The sequence below is a fragment of the Acidovorax sp. WCS2018Noco2-16 genome, from assembly GCF_031843945.1.
GTDB lineage: Bacteria > Pseudomonadota > Gammaproteobacteria > Burkholderiales > Burkholderiaceae_C > Paracidovorax.
Genome location: NZ_JAVTJJ010000001.1, coordinates 50,005 through 64,653, shown reverse-complemented (window position 1 = coordinate 64,653; position 14,649 = coordinate 50,005). Strand labels below are relative to the sequence as shown.

The window sequence follows — 14,649 nt, the reverse complement described above, 5'->3', positions numbered from 1 at the left end:
GGAATTCTTCTTGGGGACGATGTCAGTAGTAGTTGCCCATCAGCGATGCGATCTCGATCAGCAGCAGCACGGCGAACATGCGCGCCAGGCCACCCAGTTCCGAGTCGGGCTGCATCGCTGTGCGGTGGTCGCCGCTCTCGTACACGCCGGCGGCCATGGGAATCAGCGCCACGGCCAGGCTGAAGAACAGCGTTTTCAGCATGAAGACCAAAGTGATCTGCGGCGTGAAGACCTGGCCGAACATGCGGGTGTAGCCCGGCAGCTCCGACGTGTTGAAACCATAGACGCCCAGGTAGGCCATGACCAGTGCGACGACGCATGACAGCACCGCCAGCGTGATGCTGGCGTAGATGCCCGCCACCACGCGCGGCAGCACCTCCACGCGCACCGGGTCTGCGCCGTGCGAGCGCAGCGCATCGAGCCGGCCCGACTGCCGCATCAGCGCCAGCTGCGTGCCGTTGGGAATGGTGGCGCGCATGGCCACGAACAGCGCGGCGGTGAGCGGAATCAGTTCAAGCACCAGCACGCGGATCACCATCTCCAGCGCGTAGCGCGACAGGCCATAGCTCAGCGCCGTGACCACCACGATGCGCGTGATGACCAGGCTGATCAACGCCGCCAAGACGGTGAAGCCCAGCAGGATGGGCGCCGTATCACGGTACACGTGCCGCGCCAGCCGCCAGCGCGCGCTGCGGCCCCAGCTGGAGGGCGACAGCATCAGCACCAGCACGACCGAGCCCAGGTAGACGATGCGCCACCAGGCCAGCGCCCGCCTCCGCACGCCCTGGCCGATGCGCTCGGTCAGCGTCAGAGGATGCAGGTGGCTGGGAATCATCGGGCGATCATAGAGGAGGCGGGTGGCATTTAAGTAACAAATCGGCCTGCAGCGCTTATAGATAAAGCGCTAGTAGCTATTATTTTAATAGCATATAAGACTTGCAGGCTCACACGTGCCTGCGGTGGGCCGGCCCGGGCGGCGGCGCGGGCTGGGTGTCGGCGCGCTCATGCAGGGCTTCGATCACGCGGCAGTGCGCGCCTTCGCCGCTGCAGCGCCCGCGCAAGGACAGCAGCTCGTCCTCCAGCACGCGCAGCTCCTGCAGGCGGGTGCGCACATGCGACAGATGCTCGTCCAGCGTGGCGCAAGCGGCGTGGTTGGCTTCGGTGCTGTGTACGTCCAGCGCCAGCAGCGACCGCACTTCGTCCAACGACATGTCCATCGCACGGCACAGGCGGATGAACCGCAGCCGGTGCACCTCGTCGTCGGTGTAGATGCGGTACTGGTTGTCGCCACGGGCCGGCGCAGGCAGCAGGCCTTCCTTGTCGTAATAGCGGATGTTGGTGGCCGACACGCCCGACAGGCGGGCGGCATCTCCGATACGGTGGTAGGGGCTTGGCGCGGACATGGCTTGACCTTCGAGTGGCTTCAAGGTTTTCAATCATGCCATCGCTGCTGGCAAGCAATCGCTTGCCAGCAGCCCAGCCTAAAAGAGGGATCACGCCATGACAGAACCGCTCGCTTCCCATCACTCCGTTTCGCCCCGGCAGCCCCGCATCGACGTGTCTTGCTGCGGCGGCGGCTGCTCCTCACCGCCAGCGCCCGCTCATAAGACACAGCCTGCGCACGACCATGACGGGCACGACCACGCACATGCCGACGGCGCAGCTCCCAACGACGACCACGACGGCCACGACCACGGCGCCCTGCCCGGCTGGGGCCGTCTGGCCGCCGCGCTGGTCGCCGCACTGGCGGCCGAGCTGCTGCATCTGCTGGGCCCCGAAACAACGCCCTGGCGCGTGGCCGGCATGGCCATCGCCGCAGCGGCCATCCTGCTGGCGGGGTTGGGCATCTACCGCAGCGGCATCCGTTCAGTGCTGCGCGGGCAGCTCGGCATCAGCGCGCTGATGGCGGTGGCCGTCACCGGCGCCTTCCTGATCGGCCAGTGGCCCGAAGCCGCCATGGTGATGGCGCTCTATGCCCTGGCCGAGCGCATTGAAGACCGCGCCGTGGGCCGGGCGCGCGACGCCATCGGCGCGCTGCTGGCGCTCAGCCCCGAACAGGCCGACGTGCGTGGCGGCGATGGCCAGTGGCGCACCGTGCCCGCCGCCGACGTGCCGGTGGACAGCATCGTGCGCATTCGCCCCGGCGCGCGCGTGCCGCTGGACGGCGTGGTGACCACCGGGCGCAGCGCGGTCGATGAATCCAGCGTGACCGGCGAGAGCCTGGCCGTGGACAAGGCGCCCGGCGACAAGCTGTTCGCCGGCACGCTCAACGCGCAGTCCGAGCTGGAATTTCGCGTCACCTCGGCCCCCGGCCAGACCACGCTGGACCGCATCATCCGCGCGGTGGAAGAGGCCCAGGCCACGCGCGCGCCCACACAGCGTTTTGTCGACCGCTTCGCCGCCGTCTACACGCCCGCCGTGTTCGTCGGCGCGGTGCTGGTCGCCGTCGGCGCGCCGTTGCTGCTGGACTGGACCTGGCTCGACGCCATCTACCGCGCTCTGGTGCTGCTGGTCATCGCCTGCCCCTGCGCGCTGGTGCTGTCCACGCCCGTTACCGTGGTCAGCGGGCTGGCAGCCGCCGCGCGGCGCGGCATTCTGATCAAGGGCGGCACCTGGCTGGAACAAGCGCGCGGCGTGCGCGCCGTGGCCTTCGACAAGACCGGCACCGTGACCGCCGGCCGGCCCGTGCTGGTGGGCCAGCACGCCTTTGGCAGCGATGCGGCGGGCGACGTGGCGCTGGCCCTGGCCAGCCGCTCGGACCACCCCGTGTCCAAGGCCATCGCCGCCGGACTGGCGCAGGCGAACACGCAGCCGGGCGACTTGCCGCAAGTAGATGACTTCACCGCGCTGCCCGGCCGAGGAGTGTCGGCGCGCGTCGGCGGCGCTACCTGGCTGCTGGGCAATCGCCGCCTGGCGCAGGAAAAGGGCCTGTGGACCGACGCAGTGGAAGTCGCCGTGGCCGCACACGAATCGCAAGGCCGCAGCGTCACCTTGCTGGCCGACACCCACGGCGTGCGCGCCCTGTTCGCCGTGTCGGACACGCTGCGCCCGCAGGCCGCCGAAGCGGTGGCGGACCTGCGCGCCCTGGGCATCGTGCCCGTCATGCTCACCGGCGACCACGCCGCCGCCGCACACGCTGCCGCGCGCGAGGCCGGCATCACCGACGTGCAGGCCGGCCTGCTGCCCGAACACAAGCTCGCCGCCATCGCCGCGCTGCAGCAAAAGCACGGCATGACCGCCATGGCCGGCGACGGCATCAACGACGCACCCGCGCTGGCCAAGGCCGACATCGGCTTCGCCATGGGCGCGGCTGGTACCGACGTAGCGATGGAAACGGCCGACGTGGTGATCATGAACGACGACCTGCGCCGCGTGGCCGAAACCGTGCGCCTGTCGCGCCGCACGCACACCGTGCTGTGGCAGAACATCACGCTGTCGCTGGGCATCAAGGCGGTGTTCTTCGGCCTGGCGCTGGCGGGCCACGCCACCATGTGGATGGCCGTGTTCGCCGACATGGGCGCCAGCCTGCTGGTGGTGGCGAACGGACTGCGAATGCTGCGTACGCCCGCCAGGCCATGATGATTAGCTATATATTTAATAGCAACAAGCGCTTGCTGGACAAGCGCTAGAGGCCTTTTTTGCCTTGAATCAGCGGCTGGCGACGAAATCTCCTGGCGTCTCATGGTTTTCCCTAGAATCGCGTGCTTCCCCTCTCGAACACTCCTTTTCTGTGCCCATGAGCAGCCCCACCCCCGCCCTGTCGCCCGTGGCACCACATTCCACACCGGAAGACGCGCTGGCGCTCTTCACTGGCGTGCTGCTGATCTCCGTGGGTGTGGCCTTCTTCACCAGCGCCGGCCTGTTGACCGGCGGCACGGCGGGGCTGGCGTTTCTGGCGCACTACGCCACCGGCATCAGCTTCGGCAAGCTGTTCTTCGCGTTCAACCTGCCGTTCTACTGGCTGGCCTGGCGCAAGATGGGCCGCAGCTTCACGGTCAAGACTTTCGCGGCGGTGCTGCTGCTGTCGGGGCTGACGGAATTGCAGTCGCACTTCCTGCAGTTCGCCCAACTGCAGCCGCTCTACGCCGCCGTGGCGGGCGGGCTGATCACCGGCACCGGCTTTCTGGTGCTGTTTCGCCACCGCTGCAGCCTGGGCGGCGTGGGCATTCTGGCGCTGTACCTGCAAGACCGTTATGGCTGGCGGGCCGGCAAGGTGCAGATGGGCGTGGACTGCTGCATCGTGCTGCTGGCGCTGTTCACGGTAGAGCCGCTGAAGGTAGTCTGGTCCATCGTCGGCGCTGTCGCACTCAACCTGGTGCTGGCCATGAACCACCGGCCGGGGCGCTACACCGCCGTGTGAACCCGGCGCCTGACGGAACTCATCGGCACGCGCCTTATCATTTCCTTCATGCGCCGCGGCCCCTTGCTCTTGCTGCTTTTGATCGTGCTGATGACCCTGCGTGGGCTCGTCGGCCCGGCCATGGCTGCCGGCATGGCGCTGCCGCATGCGGCGGTGGCAGTGCCCGCGCAGCACGACCAATACTCCTACGCGGGGCTTGGTGAAGATCACGCTGACCACGCTGCCAGCACGCCACATCACTGCCATGGCGATGTGCCCGTCGAGCCATTCCACAGCGACGCGCACGCGGCCGCCGGCTGCGAATCCGGCGCAGGCAGCCACGCGGCGTGCGCTGACTGCGAAATCTGCCACACCGCGCTGCTGTTGCCTGCCACCGCTGCCGCATCACCCCCAGGCCAGCAGGCCGACCGCGTGCGCCCCCCTGCCGCCCGCTTTGCCAGCGCCTCAGCCGCGCTGCTCATCAAGCCACCCATTTCTTGAACGCTGACGCCCAAGGTGCGTCTGCCGCGCGCTGCGCTGGCCTCTGAAGGCCGGAGCAGCGCGAAGCACACGCCTTCCCGTTCCCGTTCAGGAGATGCCCATGCGCGCTTTGCCGCGACTCCCCGCCGTTCTTCGGCTCATCGAATACAGCGCCCAAGCCGCTCACACCGGCCGAATGCTGGCGTTGTCTTGCACGGCCGTGCTGTCTTTTCACGCGGCGGCCACCCCTTCAGCGGCCGATGCCGACGCGACACCGGCTCCTTTGCTGCACCGTGCCCTGCCCGGCACGGCTGCAGGCGTGGAAACCGGCCAGACCGACTGGCGCGCAGCGCACCGCGCGGTGGGTGAATTTCCACGCGGCCATGCGGACATCGTCGCGTGGGAGCGCCACCAGATGGCCGCACAGCAACCGCCTGGCGTTGCGCTGCCGGCCATCGCACCCATCGCCGAACACCACAGCCATCACCACCACGGCCACGGCTCCGCAGCACCGGAGGCCAGGCCATGACCGTGCGCCCATCCCTCGCCGCAGCCTTGCTGTGCCCCCTGCTGCTGGCGGGCTGCGCCAGCGTGTCGCACGACGGTTTGCAAGCCGACGTTCAAGCCGCAGCGCAAGGCCGCACCGCTGGCGTGAACGGCGCCGCGCTGCCGTCGCCGGACGCCACCGCGCAAGCCGACGCTCACGCCGCCATCCAGCGCTGGCTCGCCGAGCCCCTCACCGCCGACTCCGCCGTGCGCATCGCCCTCTTGAACAACCCCGGCCTGCAGTCGCGGCTGGCGCAACTGGGCGTGCAGGACGCCGACCGCGTGCGCGCGCTCACCCTGCCCAACCCCAGCTTCGCCATTGGCGGCCTGACCAGCCATAGCGAACGCGAGATCGAACGCACGCTCTCGTTCGGCTTGATCGACCTCGTCACCTTGCCCTGGCGCACGCGCTGGCAGACCCAGGCCCTGCAGCGGTCCACGCTGGCCGCCGCACAGGACGTGGCGCGGCTGGCCACCGATGCGCGCAGCGCCTGGGTGCGGGCCGTGGCCGCGCAGCAGGTGCTGGCGGCGCATGAGCGCATGCACGATGCAGCCGAGGCCGGCGCCGAGCTGGCCCGGCGCATGACCCGCGTCGGCAACTGGAGCCGCCTGCAACAGGCGCGCGAACAGGCCGCGCTGGCCGACAGTCGCACCCAGCTGGCGCAGGCCCGCCTGGCCGCGGCCACCGCGCGCGAGCAACTGGCCCGCATGCTTGGGCTGTGGGGCGATTCAGCCCGTTTCACGCTGGCTGAGCGCCTGCCCGACCTGCCTGTGCAGCCATTGGCAGCGGACGGTCTGGAGGCGCGCGCCCTGCGTGAGCGGCTGGACGTGCGCGCCGCGCGCCTGGCGCTGGATCGCGTGGCCGACCAGCAGGGCACGAGCGGCATCGCCAGCGTGTTCGGCGACATCGGCCTGGCCTACAGCCGCAACACCACCACCGAGCGGCCCTCCACCGGGCAGCGCGACGTACAGCGCGGCTGGGAGCTGGAGCTGCCCCTGCCCCTCTTCGACTGGGGCGGCGCCGCCAGCGCGCGGGCGCGGGCCCTCACCCGGCAAAGCGCGGCCGAGCTGCAGCACACCGCGCTGCAGGCCCGCACCGACGTGCGCACGCGCTGGCTGGCCTACCGCACCGCGTGGGACGTGGCGCACCAGCAAACGACCGAAGTGGTGCCGCTGCGCAGCTTCATCCAGCAGGAGACCCTGCTGCGCTACAACGGCATGCTCGCCAGCGTGTGGGACTTGCTGGCCGAAGCGCGTGCCAGCACCGGCGCGGTCGCGCAGGCCGTGCAGGCCCAGCGCGACTTCTGGCTGGCCGACGCCGCGCTGCAGTTCGCCGTGACGGCCGCATCGCCGGGCGACGCCCCGGCGACCGCCCAGGCCGCTTCCCCATCTCCCACATCCGCAGGGCAATGACATGAACCGCCGCAACTTCTTCGCTACCGGCGCGGCCACCGCCGTGGCCGGCGCCAGCATCGGCCGCAGCGCGCTGGCCGCCTTGCCCGAGATCGCCACGCATGGCGGCACCGGCACCGCCGTGCCGCCGCCCCCTTCCACCGGCCGGCCGTTTCGCCCGGTGGTCACCTTGAACGGCTGGAGCCTGCCCTGGCGCATGAACGCAGGCGTGAAGGAATTCCACCTCGTCGCCGAACCCGTGGTGCGCGAATTCGCGCCCGGCTTCACCGTCAACCTGTGGGGCTACAACGGCCAGAGCCCCGGCCCGACCATCGAAGTGGTGGAAGGCGACCGCGTGCGCATCTTCGTCACCAACCGCCTGCCCGAACACACCAGCGTGCACTGGCACGGCCAGCGCCTGCCCAACGGCATGGACGGCGTGGCGGGGCTCAACCAGCCCGCCATTCCCGTGGGCAAGACCTTCGTCTATGAATTCACCGCGCGCCGGGCCGGCACCTTCATGTACCACCCACACGCCGACGAAATGGTGCAGATGGCCATGGGCCTGATGGGCCTGTGGATCACGCACCCCAAGGGCGCGCACCCGCACATCGCCACGGCAGACCGCGACTACGCCTTCTTGCTGAACGCCTTCGCGGTGGAGGCAGGCACCCGCACGCCACGCATCAACGAGATGACCGACTTCAACATCTGGGCCTGGAACAGCCGCGTGTTCCCCGGAATCGACCCCTTCGTCGCCCGGCGCGGCGACCGGGTTCGGCTGCGCGTGGGCAACCTGACGATGACCAACCACCCCATCCACGTGCACGGCCACGAGTTCGAGGTGACCGGCACCGACGGCGGCCCGGTGCCGAAAAGCGCCCGCTGGCCCGAGGTGACCACCGACGTCGCCGTGGGCCAGATGCGGCAGATCGAATTCATCGCCGACGAGCCCGGCGACTGGGCGGTGCACTGCCACAAGAGCCACCACACCATGGGCGCCATGGGCCACGACGTGCCCACCATGATCGGCGTGGACCACCGCGGCCTGGTGGGCAAGATCCAGCAGATCGTGCCCGACTACATGGCCATGGGCGAGCGCGGCATGGGCGACATGGGCGCGATGGAAATGCCCCTGCCCGAAAACACCCATCCCATGATGACCGGCACCGGCCCTTATGGCCCGCTGGAGATGGGCGGCATGTTCAGCGTGCTGAAGGTGCGCGAAGGCTTGAGACAAAACGACTGGCGCGACCCCGGCGATTACGTGCAGCCGCATGGCACCCGCGCCTGGGAATGGCAGGGCGAAGCCGCTGCGATGCCGGCCCCGGAACGCCCTGCCGGCATGCCACCCCCTGGTGCCGGCGACGGCGCTGCGCGGGTGCGCAAGCCCGGCGCAGGGCATGAAGGGCATTGACCTGGCCCCATGCATTTACTACTAAATTAATAGCTGCCAGCGCTTTATTCATAAGCGCTAGAGGCCTATTTCATCATTATTTTTACTCGCTAACTCTTACCGCAGAGAGGACATTGCATGACGTCATCACCACCCCGCCCCACGGCCACCCGCCGCACCTGGCTGCATAGGGCGTTTGCTGCCGCGACGGCCGTCACCCTGCCCGGCATGGCGCACGCGGCCAAGGCGGCCGCCCCCGGCGCAACCGCCATCGAAGTCTGGAAAGACCCCGGCTGCGGCTGCTGCCAGGACTGGGTCGACCACATGCAGGCGCACGGCTTTCAGGCCACGGTGCATGACAGCGGCAACGCCGCAGTGCGCACCCGCCTGGACCTGCCGCAGAAGCTGGGCTCTTGCCACACCGCGCTGGTCGGCGGCTATCTGGTCGAAGGCCACGTGCCCGCCGCCGACGTGCAGCGCCTGCTGCGCGACAAGCCCCAGGCCCTGGGCCTGGCCGTGCCCGGCATGCCTGTGGGCTCGCCCGGCATGGACGGCGCCATCTACGGCGGCCGGCGCGACCCGTTCGAAGTGCTGCTGGTCGCCCGCAACGGCAGCACCACCGTGTTCAGCCGCCACCACCAACAACCGAAGGCCCCCGCATGAAAGCGCTGCGCACACTCCTCTCGCTGGCCCTGCTGGTGCCCTTGGCCGCCACCGCGCCGCTGCACGCGCAAACCGGCGCACCGGCCGCGTCGCATGACCACCACGCCGCAGCGCCCGATGCGCCAGCCACCGACGCAGCTGCATTGAGCGATGCCGAGGTCGTGCGCTGGGACGCGGCCACCTCCCGCCTCACGCTGCGCCATGGCGAGCTGAAGAACCTGGACATGCCGCCCATGACCATGGTGTTCCGCGTGAAGGAGCCTACCGATGTGCCGCTCGCCCCCGGCCTGCGCGTTCGCTTTCTGGCCGAGCGCGATACAGGCGGCTTCGTCGCCAGCCGCATCAAGCCCGCCAAGCCCTGACGCGAGTTCCTGACCGCAGATTGCGCTGCGCAGCTCCGCCAATTCGCACATTTGCGGCGGTTGGCGCGGGCGTTTTCGGCACCTGCGCGGCCAGCGGTCGTCCTAGCATCTGCAGGGTCAAAATTCACTTGCAGGATGCTTCGCCATGTCACGTTTGCTCGTGGCGTCTGGGAAGCCACACCGGGCCTGAACCACTCCATCAAGGGCGAAACCTGGGAGTTCTGCCACATCCTCTCGGGCCTGGTGGAAATCACCGAGAACGGCCACGCGCCGCAGATCTTCAAGGCCGGCGACAGCTTCATCCTCAAGCCCGGCTATGTCGGCACCTGGCGCACCATCGAGACCGTGCGCAAGATCTGGGTGACGGCGTGACGCCTTGACTCACCGGCGCCCTTCGCGCCGGTGAGCTGAAGGCACTGCGGCCATAGAGCCTGCAACGCCGGCAAAGGCCGCAGAGCTCGCGGACCGTCTTGCGCTATCGTGGCGCCCTCGCCCGTTCGCGCCTGATCGCCCCCCGCATGCCTTCGTCTCTTGCTTCAGCCGACCCCGGCTCCATCACCCGCGTCGCCGGCATCGAAGTCGGCCATTTCACCGACACCCGGCGCCCCACCGGCTGCAGCGTGGTCATCGCGCCCGCTGGCGCCGTGGGTGGCGTGGATGTGCGCGGCGCCGCGCCCGGCACGCGCGAGACCGATCTGCTGGAACCCACCCACCTGGTCGACCGCGTGCACGCCGTCGTGCTGGCGGGCGGCAGCGCCTTCGGCCTCGACGCCGCCACCGGCGCGGTGCGCTGGCTGGAAGAGCGCGGTGTGGGCTTCGACGTGGGCGTGGGGCGTATTCCGCTGGTGCCAGCCGCCGTGCTGTTCGACCTGTATGTGGGCGACGCGCGCATCCGCCCCGACGCCGCCGCGGGCTATGCGGCCTGCGCCGCTGCGTCGCGCGGCACCACAGCCGAAGGCAACGTAGGCGCAGGCGCAGGCGCGGCCGTGGGCAAGCTCTTTGGCATGCAGCACGCCATGAAGGGCGGCATCGGCAGCGCGTCGATCACCGTCGATGGCGTGACGGTGGGCGCGCTCATCGCCTGCAATGCCGTGGGCGACGTGGTCGACCCGGACACCGGCCTGCCGATAGCCGGCGCCCGCACTTCGGACGGCCGGCACTTGCGCGACGCCCGCCGCGCGCTGCTGGCGGGCGATGTGCCGCACACGCTGCTGGCCGGCACCAACACCACCATCGGCGTGATCGCGACCGACGCCGTCATCACCAAGGCGCAGGCGCGGCGCCTTGCCGTGTGTGCGCACGACGGGCTGGCGCGCACCATCAACCCGGTGCATACGCTCTCTGACGGCGACACGCTGTTCACCCTGGGCACGGGCCTGGCGGGCCGCACGCTCGGCATGATGTTGCTGGCCACGATGGCGGCCGAGGTGACGGCCCGCGCTACCTTGCGCGCAGTGCAGGCCGCGCGGTCGATCACCACGGCGGAGGGTCTGCATCTGCCGGCACTGGCCGATTGGCGCCAGGAGGTGGCACGATGAACGCCATTGCCGCCCGCTCGCGCACCGCGGCCCGCCGCGTGCGCACGGCCTTGTTGAACGTGCGCGATTTGCTGCTGTCCGCCGGCCCGCTCGCGTTCCTCGCCGTAGGGCTGGTGGCGCTGGCCTACTGGTGGCTGCAGCCCAACCCGCCCCGGCGCGTGACGCTGGCGACCGGGCCGGCGCAAAGCGCCTACGCCGAGTTTGGCCAGCGCTACCAGAAGGCGCTGGCGGTCGAAGGCATCGAGGTGGTGCTGCAGGAAAGCGAGGGCTCTTCGGCCAACCTGCAGTTGCTGCGGGGCGGCGAGGCCGACGTGGCCTTCGTGCAAGGTGGCACCGGCGAGCTGCGTCCCGAAGACAGCGAAGCGCTGGAATCATTGGGCAGCCTGTTCGTCGAGCCGATCTGGCTCTTCTATCGCGAAGACGCCGCCCGGCGCGTGGTGCCGGCCGGCCGGCTGACCAGCCTGGCGCAGCTGCGCGGCCTGCGCGTGAACGTGGGCACACCGGGCAGCGGCGTGCCAACGCTGGTCGACAAACTGCTGGAGGCCAACCGCGTCGAGCCCGCCGAAGTGCAGCGCACGCAACTGGGCCAGACGCCCGCGACGGTGGAGTTTCTGGCCGGCCGACTCGATGCGCTGGTGTTTGCATCGGCCCCCGAATCGCTGATGGTTCAGATGCTGCTGCAAACGCCCGGCGTGCGGCTGATGAGCTTCGGGCAGAACGAGGCCTATGGCCGGCGCTTTCCGTTCCTCACGCCCGTGACGCTGCCGCGTGGCGTGGTGGACCTGGCCGCCAACGTGCCGGCGGCCGACGTGCGGCTGGTGGCGTCCACCACGTCGCTGCTGGCGCGCGAGGGCACGCACCCGGCGCTGCTGCAGCTGTTTGCGCAGAACGCGCAGACGCTGCACGGCGCGGCCGGCTGGTTCAACCGGGCGCGGGAATTTCCGAACACGCGCAACAGCGAGTTGCCCATTGCCGCCGAGGGCGACCGCGCCATCAACGGCTCGCCCCCGCTGCTGCAGCGCTACCTGCCGTTCTGGATCGCCAACCTGATCGAACGCATGTGGCTGGTGCTGGGCGTCCTGCTGGCTGCGATGCTGCCGCTGTCGCGCATCGTGCCGCCGCTCTACCAGTTCCGCGTGCGGTCGCGCGTGTTCCGCTGGTACGGCCGGCTGCGCGAGATCGAGGACGAAATGGAAGTGGGCCAGACCGCGCCGGATGCGCTGCGCGCGCAGCTGGACCGGCTGGAATCGCAGGTGGAAAAGGTGAGCGTGCCGCTGTCGTATGCCGAAGAGTTGTATGCCCTGCGCAATCACATCCACCTGGTGCGGCGCAAGTTGCGGCCGGTGCAGGCGGCTTGACGCGGGGTGGATGGCCCAGCCCGCAGGATTTAAGCCAAATTGGCCTCTAGCGCTTATCCATCAAGCGCTTGTAGCTATCAAATAAATAGCAATTAACCGAATCTTCCGCTTCGCGTTTAGCGGCCAGAAGGCGGGTCAATGGTGCGCAGCGCGCCGTCCGCCGCCAGCCGGTCGCGCATGCGGCGCGTCATCGACTGCGTGCTGCCGTCGGTGGCGGTGAAGAGAAACAGCGTGCGATTGGGGCTGCACCAGGTGAGTTGCGTGCGCACGATCTGATGGTCACGGCTCAGCTCGATCCACTGGCCTACGACATAGTCGTCCGGTGCTGTAAGTGGTGCGGGTGCAGGCTCGGTCAAGGTGTCTGGATCTGCAGGAGCCGCGGCTTCTGCAGTCAGGGACATGACCTCTTGCTCTGACGCCGTGGCCGCATCTGGGCCATCGGGCAACTCGTCGCCGGCCGGCTCGTCAACGGGTGGCAGCGCCGGCTCAGCTGCGGGCTCTTCGACAGGCTCGGCGATGCGCTCAGGTGCCAACGCCGCGGCTGTTCCCACCGCGGTCTGGTGCAGGGCGACCAGCCGCTCCAGCACTTCGTTGATCTTCTTTTCCGGGTGATCGATGCTCAGCAGCCCTTCGCGCACGGTAGGCAGCAAATCGGCAATGGCGCGCGCCAGCCGGTCGGGCTCTTCGCGCAGCAGTTCGGGTTGCGCGCAGGTCAGCAGCACGGGTATCAGCGCCAGGTAGTCGGCCGGATCGCCCCCGGGCTCGCCGGGCTCGCGCATCTGCGACTGGGCCACCACCTCGGCCCAGGGCCCGGTGGCAAAGGCCATCAGGTCGGCCGGAATCTGCGCCGCACCGGGCATGCGCCGAACGTCGCTGGCCACGCCCTGCGCCAGCAGCGCACGCTGCTCCGCACGCAGCAGCGCGGCATCGCCTTCCTGGCGCTGGGCTTCGGACTCGCGGGCCAGCGCGTCCCAGGCCTTGTAGAGCGCGCGCAGCACGGCCTCGAACGGCTTCACGTCGCGGATCTCGGTGGCATTCAGGTGCTTGACCGCGCCGTTGAGCAGCCGCATGTAGCGCGTGAAACCAGGCGCGTCTTCAGCGCTGTAGGCCAGGCTGCGCTCGGTGAGTTCGTCCAGCAGTCGCCGCGCGGGGTGCCGCTCGTCGGTGAAAAAAGCGGGCTCTCTTCGCGCGATCTGGCGGATGGCGGGCTCAATGCGCGGCAGCGCGCGGCGCACGGCCGGCAGCATGCGTTCTTCGCGGGCGATGTGCCGCATCATGTCTGCGACCACCGCATCGGCCTCGGCCTGCTGGTCGGCGATGGCCTCGGGGTCGATGGAAGCCAAGCCAGGCGGCTGGGCTGTGGCGCCACCGGGTGCAGCGGCGGACACCGGCACCATCACGCGCTGCCCATGCAGGTATCCGCTGTGGCTGCCTGCGCCCTGCACAGGCAGCGGAGCCGCTTGGGAAACGCCGCCAGACAGGCGACCCACGATGCGCTCGAGCTGAGAGATGTCATCCATCGCCTCGGCCGCCGCACGGTGGATGTCGCCCGTGGGCGCACCAAGGGCAGCGCGGCCTCCTGATGGCACGCCAGCCGGGCCACCGGCCGCTGGCGCCATCACGCCGCCTGCGAGCATCTGCCGCAGCATCGCGACGGTCAGCAGCGCCTCTTCGGCATCGGCCGCCAGCGGAACGCCAAAGGTGGACGACACGCCCTGCAGCGAGGTGGCGCCAAAGCCCGAGAAGTCGGAAGCGACGCCGGCGCGCTCGTCCAGGCCGGAGCGGGTTCTGAGGATGCCCCGCGTGGAGCCATGCACGGCACCGCGCAAAGACTCATCGGCAGAACGGTGGGCCGAACCTCCCCGGCCCGCGCCGGCAGCCACGCCATAGCTGACTGGCCGCACGCCATCGGTGCGCAGCCGGTCGGCCGCGCGCTGGTAGGTGCCCACCAGCCGCCGGCCCAGCAGATCGGGCAGATGCCGCATCCAGAGCTGGCGCGAGGCCTCGGCCACACCGGCGTCGTTCACGATCTGCTGCAGCGCGCGCAGGAAGTTCTCGGGCCGCAACGGGTTGCGCTCGGGCTGCACGCGGGTCAGGCCTTGCGCGGCACTCATCAGGGTGTCCAGATCGGCCAGCGGGGCTTCGGTGGCATGCGCCACCAGTTGCTGCGCACGCGAGAGTTCTACCTGGGCCTGCACATGGGCGTCGTCCATCAGGGTGAGCGCGTCCCATTCGAAATCCACGCTCGCGGTCGAGGCCGGGCCATGCGCCGTGGACCCCGGCCGCTGACCCAGGGGCGTGCCGGCGAAGTACTCCATCAACGCCGTAGGATAGGCCTGCACCAGCGTGGGCTCCTGCAGACGCAAAAGCCGCAGGGCATCGCCGATGCGGTCGCGCTCACGCATGTCCCGAGCGGTCGACTCGTCATGCGACAGCACGCCGCACAGGTCGGCAATGGCTTGCTCAAGCGCCTGCGCCCCGTCCCGCACGGCATGCGCCACGCAGATGCGAAAGGCGTTTCGATCGTGAAATGCGGCAGAGGCCATGAGTGCCTGAAAGGCGGGCAGGCAGGGAT

Annotated in this window: 14 protein-coding genes; 11 read left to right on the top strand and 3 right to left on the bottom strand. The window is 69.5% G+C overall.

Features of this window, described 5'->3' with window-relative positions; all coding sequences use genetic code 11:
- Positions 1-22 precede the first annotated feature (22 nt).
- Positions 23-835: an ABC transporter permease gene (locus RQI28_RS00295; protein WP_311220606.1), complete on the bottom strand. Its 813-nt coding sequence runs from the start codon at positions 833-835 to the stop codon at positions 23-25.
- Positions 836-944: 109 nt separating this feature from the next.
- A complete protein-coding gene (locus tag RQI28_RS00290) occupies positions 945-1,403 on the bottom strand; it encodes a Cd(II)/Pb(II)-responsive transcriptional regulator (RefSeq protein ID WP_311220605.1) in 459 nt (152 codons plus the stop codon).
- 97 nt (positions 1,404-1,500) lie between these two features.
- On the opposite strand from RQI28_RS00290, the gene RQI28_RS00285 reads away from it, so the two are divergent.
- The 11 genes from RQI28_RS00285 (at position 1,501) to RQI28_RS00235 (ending at position 12,074) form a co-directional block, all read left to right on the top strand.
- Positions 1,501-3,579, top strand: a complete 2,079-nt coding sequence (locus RQI28_RS00285) for a heavy metal translocating P-type ATPase (RefSeq protein WP_311220604.1) — start codon at positions 1,501-1,503, stop codon at positions 3,577-3,579.
- Positions 3,580-3,736: 157 nt separating this feature from the next.
- The gene (locus tag RQI28_RS00280) at positions 3,737-4,360 is read left to right on the top strand and encodes a YitT family protein (RefSeq protein WP_311220603.1); all 624 of its coding nucleotides are present in this window, start codon (positions 3,737-3,739) and stop codon (positions 4,358-4,360) included.
- Between the two features lie 48 nt (positions 4,361-4,408).
- Positions 4,409-4,840 carry a hypothetical protein gene (locus tag RQI28_RS00275; RefSeq protein ID WP_311220602.1) on the top strand — a complete coding sequence of 144 codons (432 nt, stop codon included), beginning with the start codon at positions 4,409-4,411 and terminating at the stop codon, positions 4,838-4,840.
- A 100-nt stretch (positions 4,841-4,940) separates the two neighbouring features.
- On the top strand, positions 4,941-5,348 hold the full coding sequence (locus tag RQI28_RS00270) for a hypothetical protein (protein WP_311220601.1): 408 nt from the start codon (positions 4,941-4,943) through the stop codon (positions 5,346-5,348).
- Complete coding sequence (locus tag RQI28_RS00265; protein ID WP_311220600.1) at positions 5,345-6,778, top strand: TolC family protein; 1,434 nt, start codon at positions 5,345-5,347, stop codon at positions 6,776-6,778. The genes RQI28_RS00270 and RQI28_RS00265 overlap by 4 nt, the downstream gene beginning before the upstream one ends.
- A 1-nt stretch (position 6,779) precedes the next feature.
- On the top strand, positions 6,780-8,174 hold the full coding sequence (locus RQI28_RS00260) for a copper oxidase (protein ID WP_311220599.1): 1,395 nt from the start codon (positions 6,780-6,782) through the stop codon (positions 8,172-8,174).
- A gap of 117 nt (positions 8,175-8,291) precedes the next feature.
- The gene (locus tag RQI28_RS00255) at positions 8,292-8,816 is read left to right on the top strand and encodes a DUF411 domain-containing protein (protein ID WP_311220598.1); all 525 of its coding nucleotides are present in this window, start codon (positions 8,292-8,294) and stop codon (positions 8,814-8,816) included.
- The gene (locus RQI28_RS00250) at positions 8,813-9,178 is read left to right on the top strand and encodes a copper-binding protein (protein WP_311220597.1); all 366 of its coding nucleotides are present in this window, start codon (positions 8,813-8,815) and stop codon (positions 9,176-9,178) included. Before RQI28_RS00255 ends, RQI28_RS00250 begins: the two co-directional genes overlap by 4 nt.
- A 135-nt stretch (positions 9,179-9,313) precedes the next feature.
- Positions 9,314-9,550 (top strand): cupin domain-containing protein, encoded by a 237-nt coding sequence (locus RQI28_RS00245; RefSeq protein WP_311220596.1) that lies wholly within the window; start codon positions 9,314-9,316, stop codon positions 9,548-9,550.
- Positions 9,551-9,696: 146 nt separating this feature from the next.
- Positions 9,697-10,716: a P1 family peptidase gene (locus RQI28_RS00240; RefSeq protein ID WP_311220595.1), complete on the top strand. Its 1,020-nt coding sequence runs from the start codon at positions 9,697-9,699 to the stop codon at positions 10,714-10,716.
- Positions 10,713-12,074, top strand: coding sequence for a TAXI family TRAP transporter solute-binding subunit (locus RQI28_RS00235; RefSeq protein ID WP_311220594.1), 1,362 nt, complete (start codon positions 10,713-10,715; stop codon positions 12,072-12,074). The genes RQI28_RS00240 and RQI28_RS00235 overlap by 4 nt, the downstream gene beginning before the upstream one ends.
- Before the next feature lie 116 nt (positions 12,075-12,190).
- Here the strand turns inward: RQI28_RS00235 and RQI28_RS00230 are convergent, their stop codons facing one another.
- Positions 12,191-14,620 carry a DUF1631 family protein gene (locus RQI28_RS00230; protein WP_311220593.1) on the bottom strand — a complete coding sequence of 810 codons (2,430 nt, stop codon included), beginning with the start codon at positions 14,618-14,620 and terminating at the stop codon, positions 12,191-12,193.
- Positions 14,621-14,649: the final 29 nt, after the last annotated feature.

What these genes read in the sequence shown, in the direction of transcription:
- RQI28_RS00295 (WP_311220606.1), bottom strand. Translation starts at nt 835, where the DNA reads ATGATTCCCAGCCACCTGCATCCTCTGACGCTGACCGAGCGCATCGGC.
- RQI28_RS00290 (WP_311220605.1), bottom strand. Translation starts at nt 1,403, where the DNA reads ATGTCCGCGCCAAGCCCCTACCACCGTATCGGAGATGCCGCCCGCCTG.
- RQI28_RS00285 (WP_311220604.1), top strand. Translation starts at nt 1,501, where the DNA reads ATGACAGAACCGCTCGCTTCCCATCACTCCGTTTCGCCCCGGCAGCCC.
- RQI28_RS00280 (WP_311220603.1), top strand. Translation starts at nt 3,737, where the DNA reads ATGAGCAGCCCCACCCCCGCCCTGTCGCCCGTGGCACCACATTCCACA.
- RQI28_RS00275 (WP_311220602.1), top strand. Translation starts at nt 4,409, where the DNA reads ATGCGCCGCGGCCCCTTGCTCTTGCTGCTTTTGATCGTGCTGATGACC.
- RQI28_RS00270 (WP_311220601.1), top strand. Translation starts at nt 4,941, where the DNA reads ATGCGCGCTTTGCCGCGACTCCCCGCCGTTCTTCGGCTCATCGAATAC.
- RQI28_RS00265 (WP_311220600.1), top strand. Translation starts at nt 5,345, where the DNA reads ATGACCGTGCGCCCATCCCTCGCCGCAGCCTTGCTGTGCCCCCTGCTG.
- RQI28_RS00260 (WP_311220599.1), top strand. Translation starts at nt 6,780, where the DNA reads ATGAACCGCCGCAACTTCTTCGCTACCGGCGCGGCCACCGCCGTGGCC.
- RQI28_RS00255 (WP_311220598.1), top strand. Translation starts at nt 8,292, where the DNA reads ATGACGTCATCACCACCCCGCCCCACGGCCACCCGCCGCACCTGGCTG.
- RQI28_RS00250 (WP_311220597.1), top strand. Translation starts at nt 8,813, where the DNA reads ATGAAAGCGCTGCGCACACTCCTCTCGCTGGCCCTGCTGGTGCCCTTG.
- RQI28_RS00245 (WP_311220596.1), top strand. Translation starts at nt 9,314, where the DNA reads ATGCTTCGCCATGTCACGTTTGCTCGTGGCGTCTGGGAAGCCACACCG.
- RQI28_RS00240 (WP_311220595.1), top strand. Translation starts at nt 9,697, where the DNA reads ATGCCTTCGTCTCTTGCTTCAGCCGACCCCGGCTCCATCACCCGCGTC.
- RQI28_RS00235 (WP_311220594.1), top strand. Translation starts at nt 10,713, where the DNA reads ATGAACGCCATTGCCGCCCGCTCGCGCACCGCGGCCCGCCGCGTGCGC.
- RQI28_RS00230 (WP_311220593.1), bottom strand. Translation starts at nt 14,620, where the DNA reads ATGGCCTCTGCCGCATTTCACGATCGAAACGCCTTTCGCATCTGCGTG.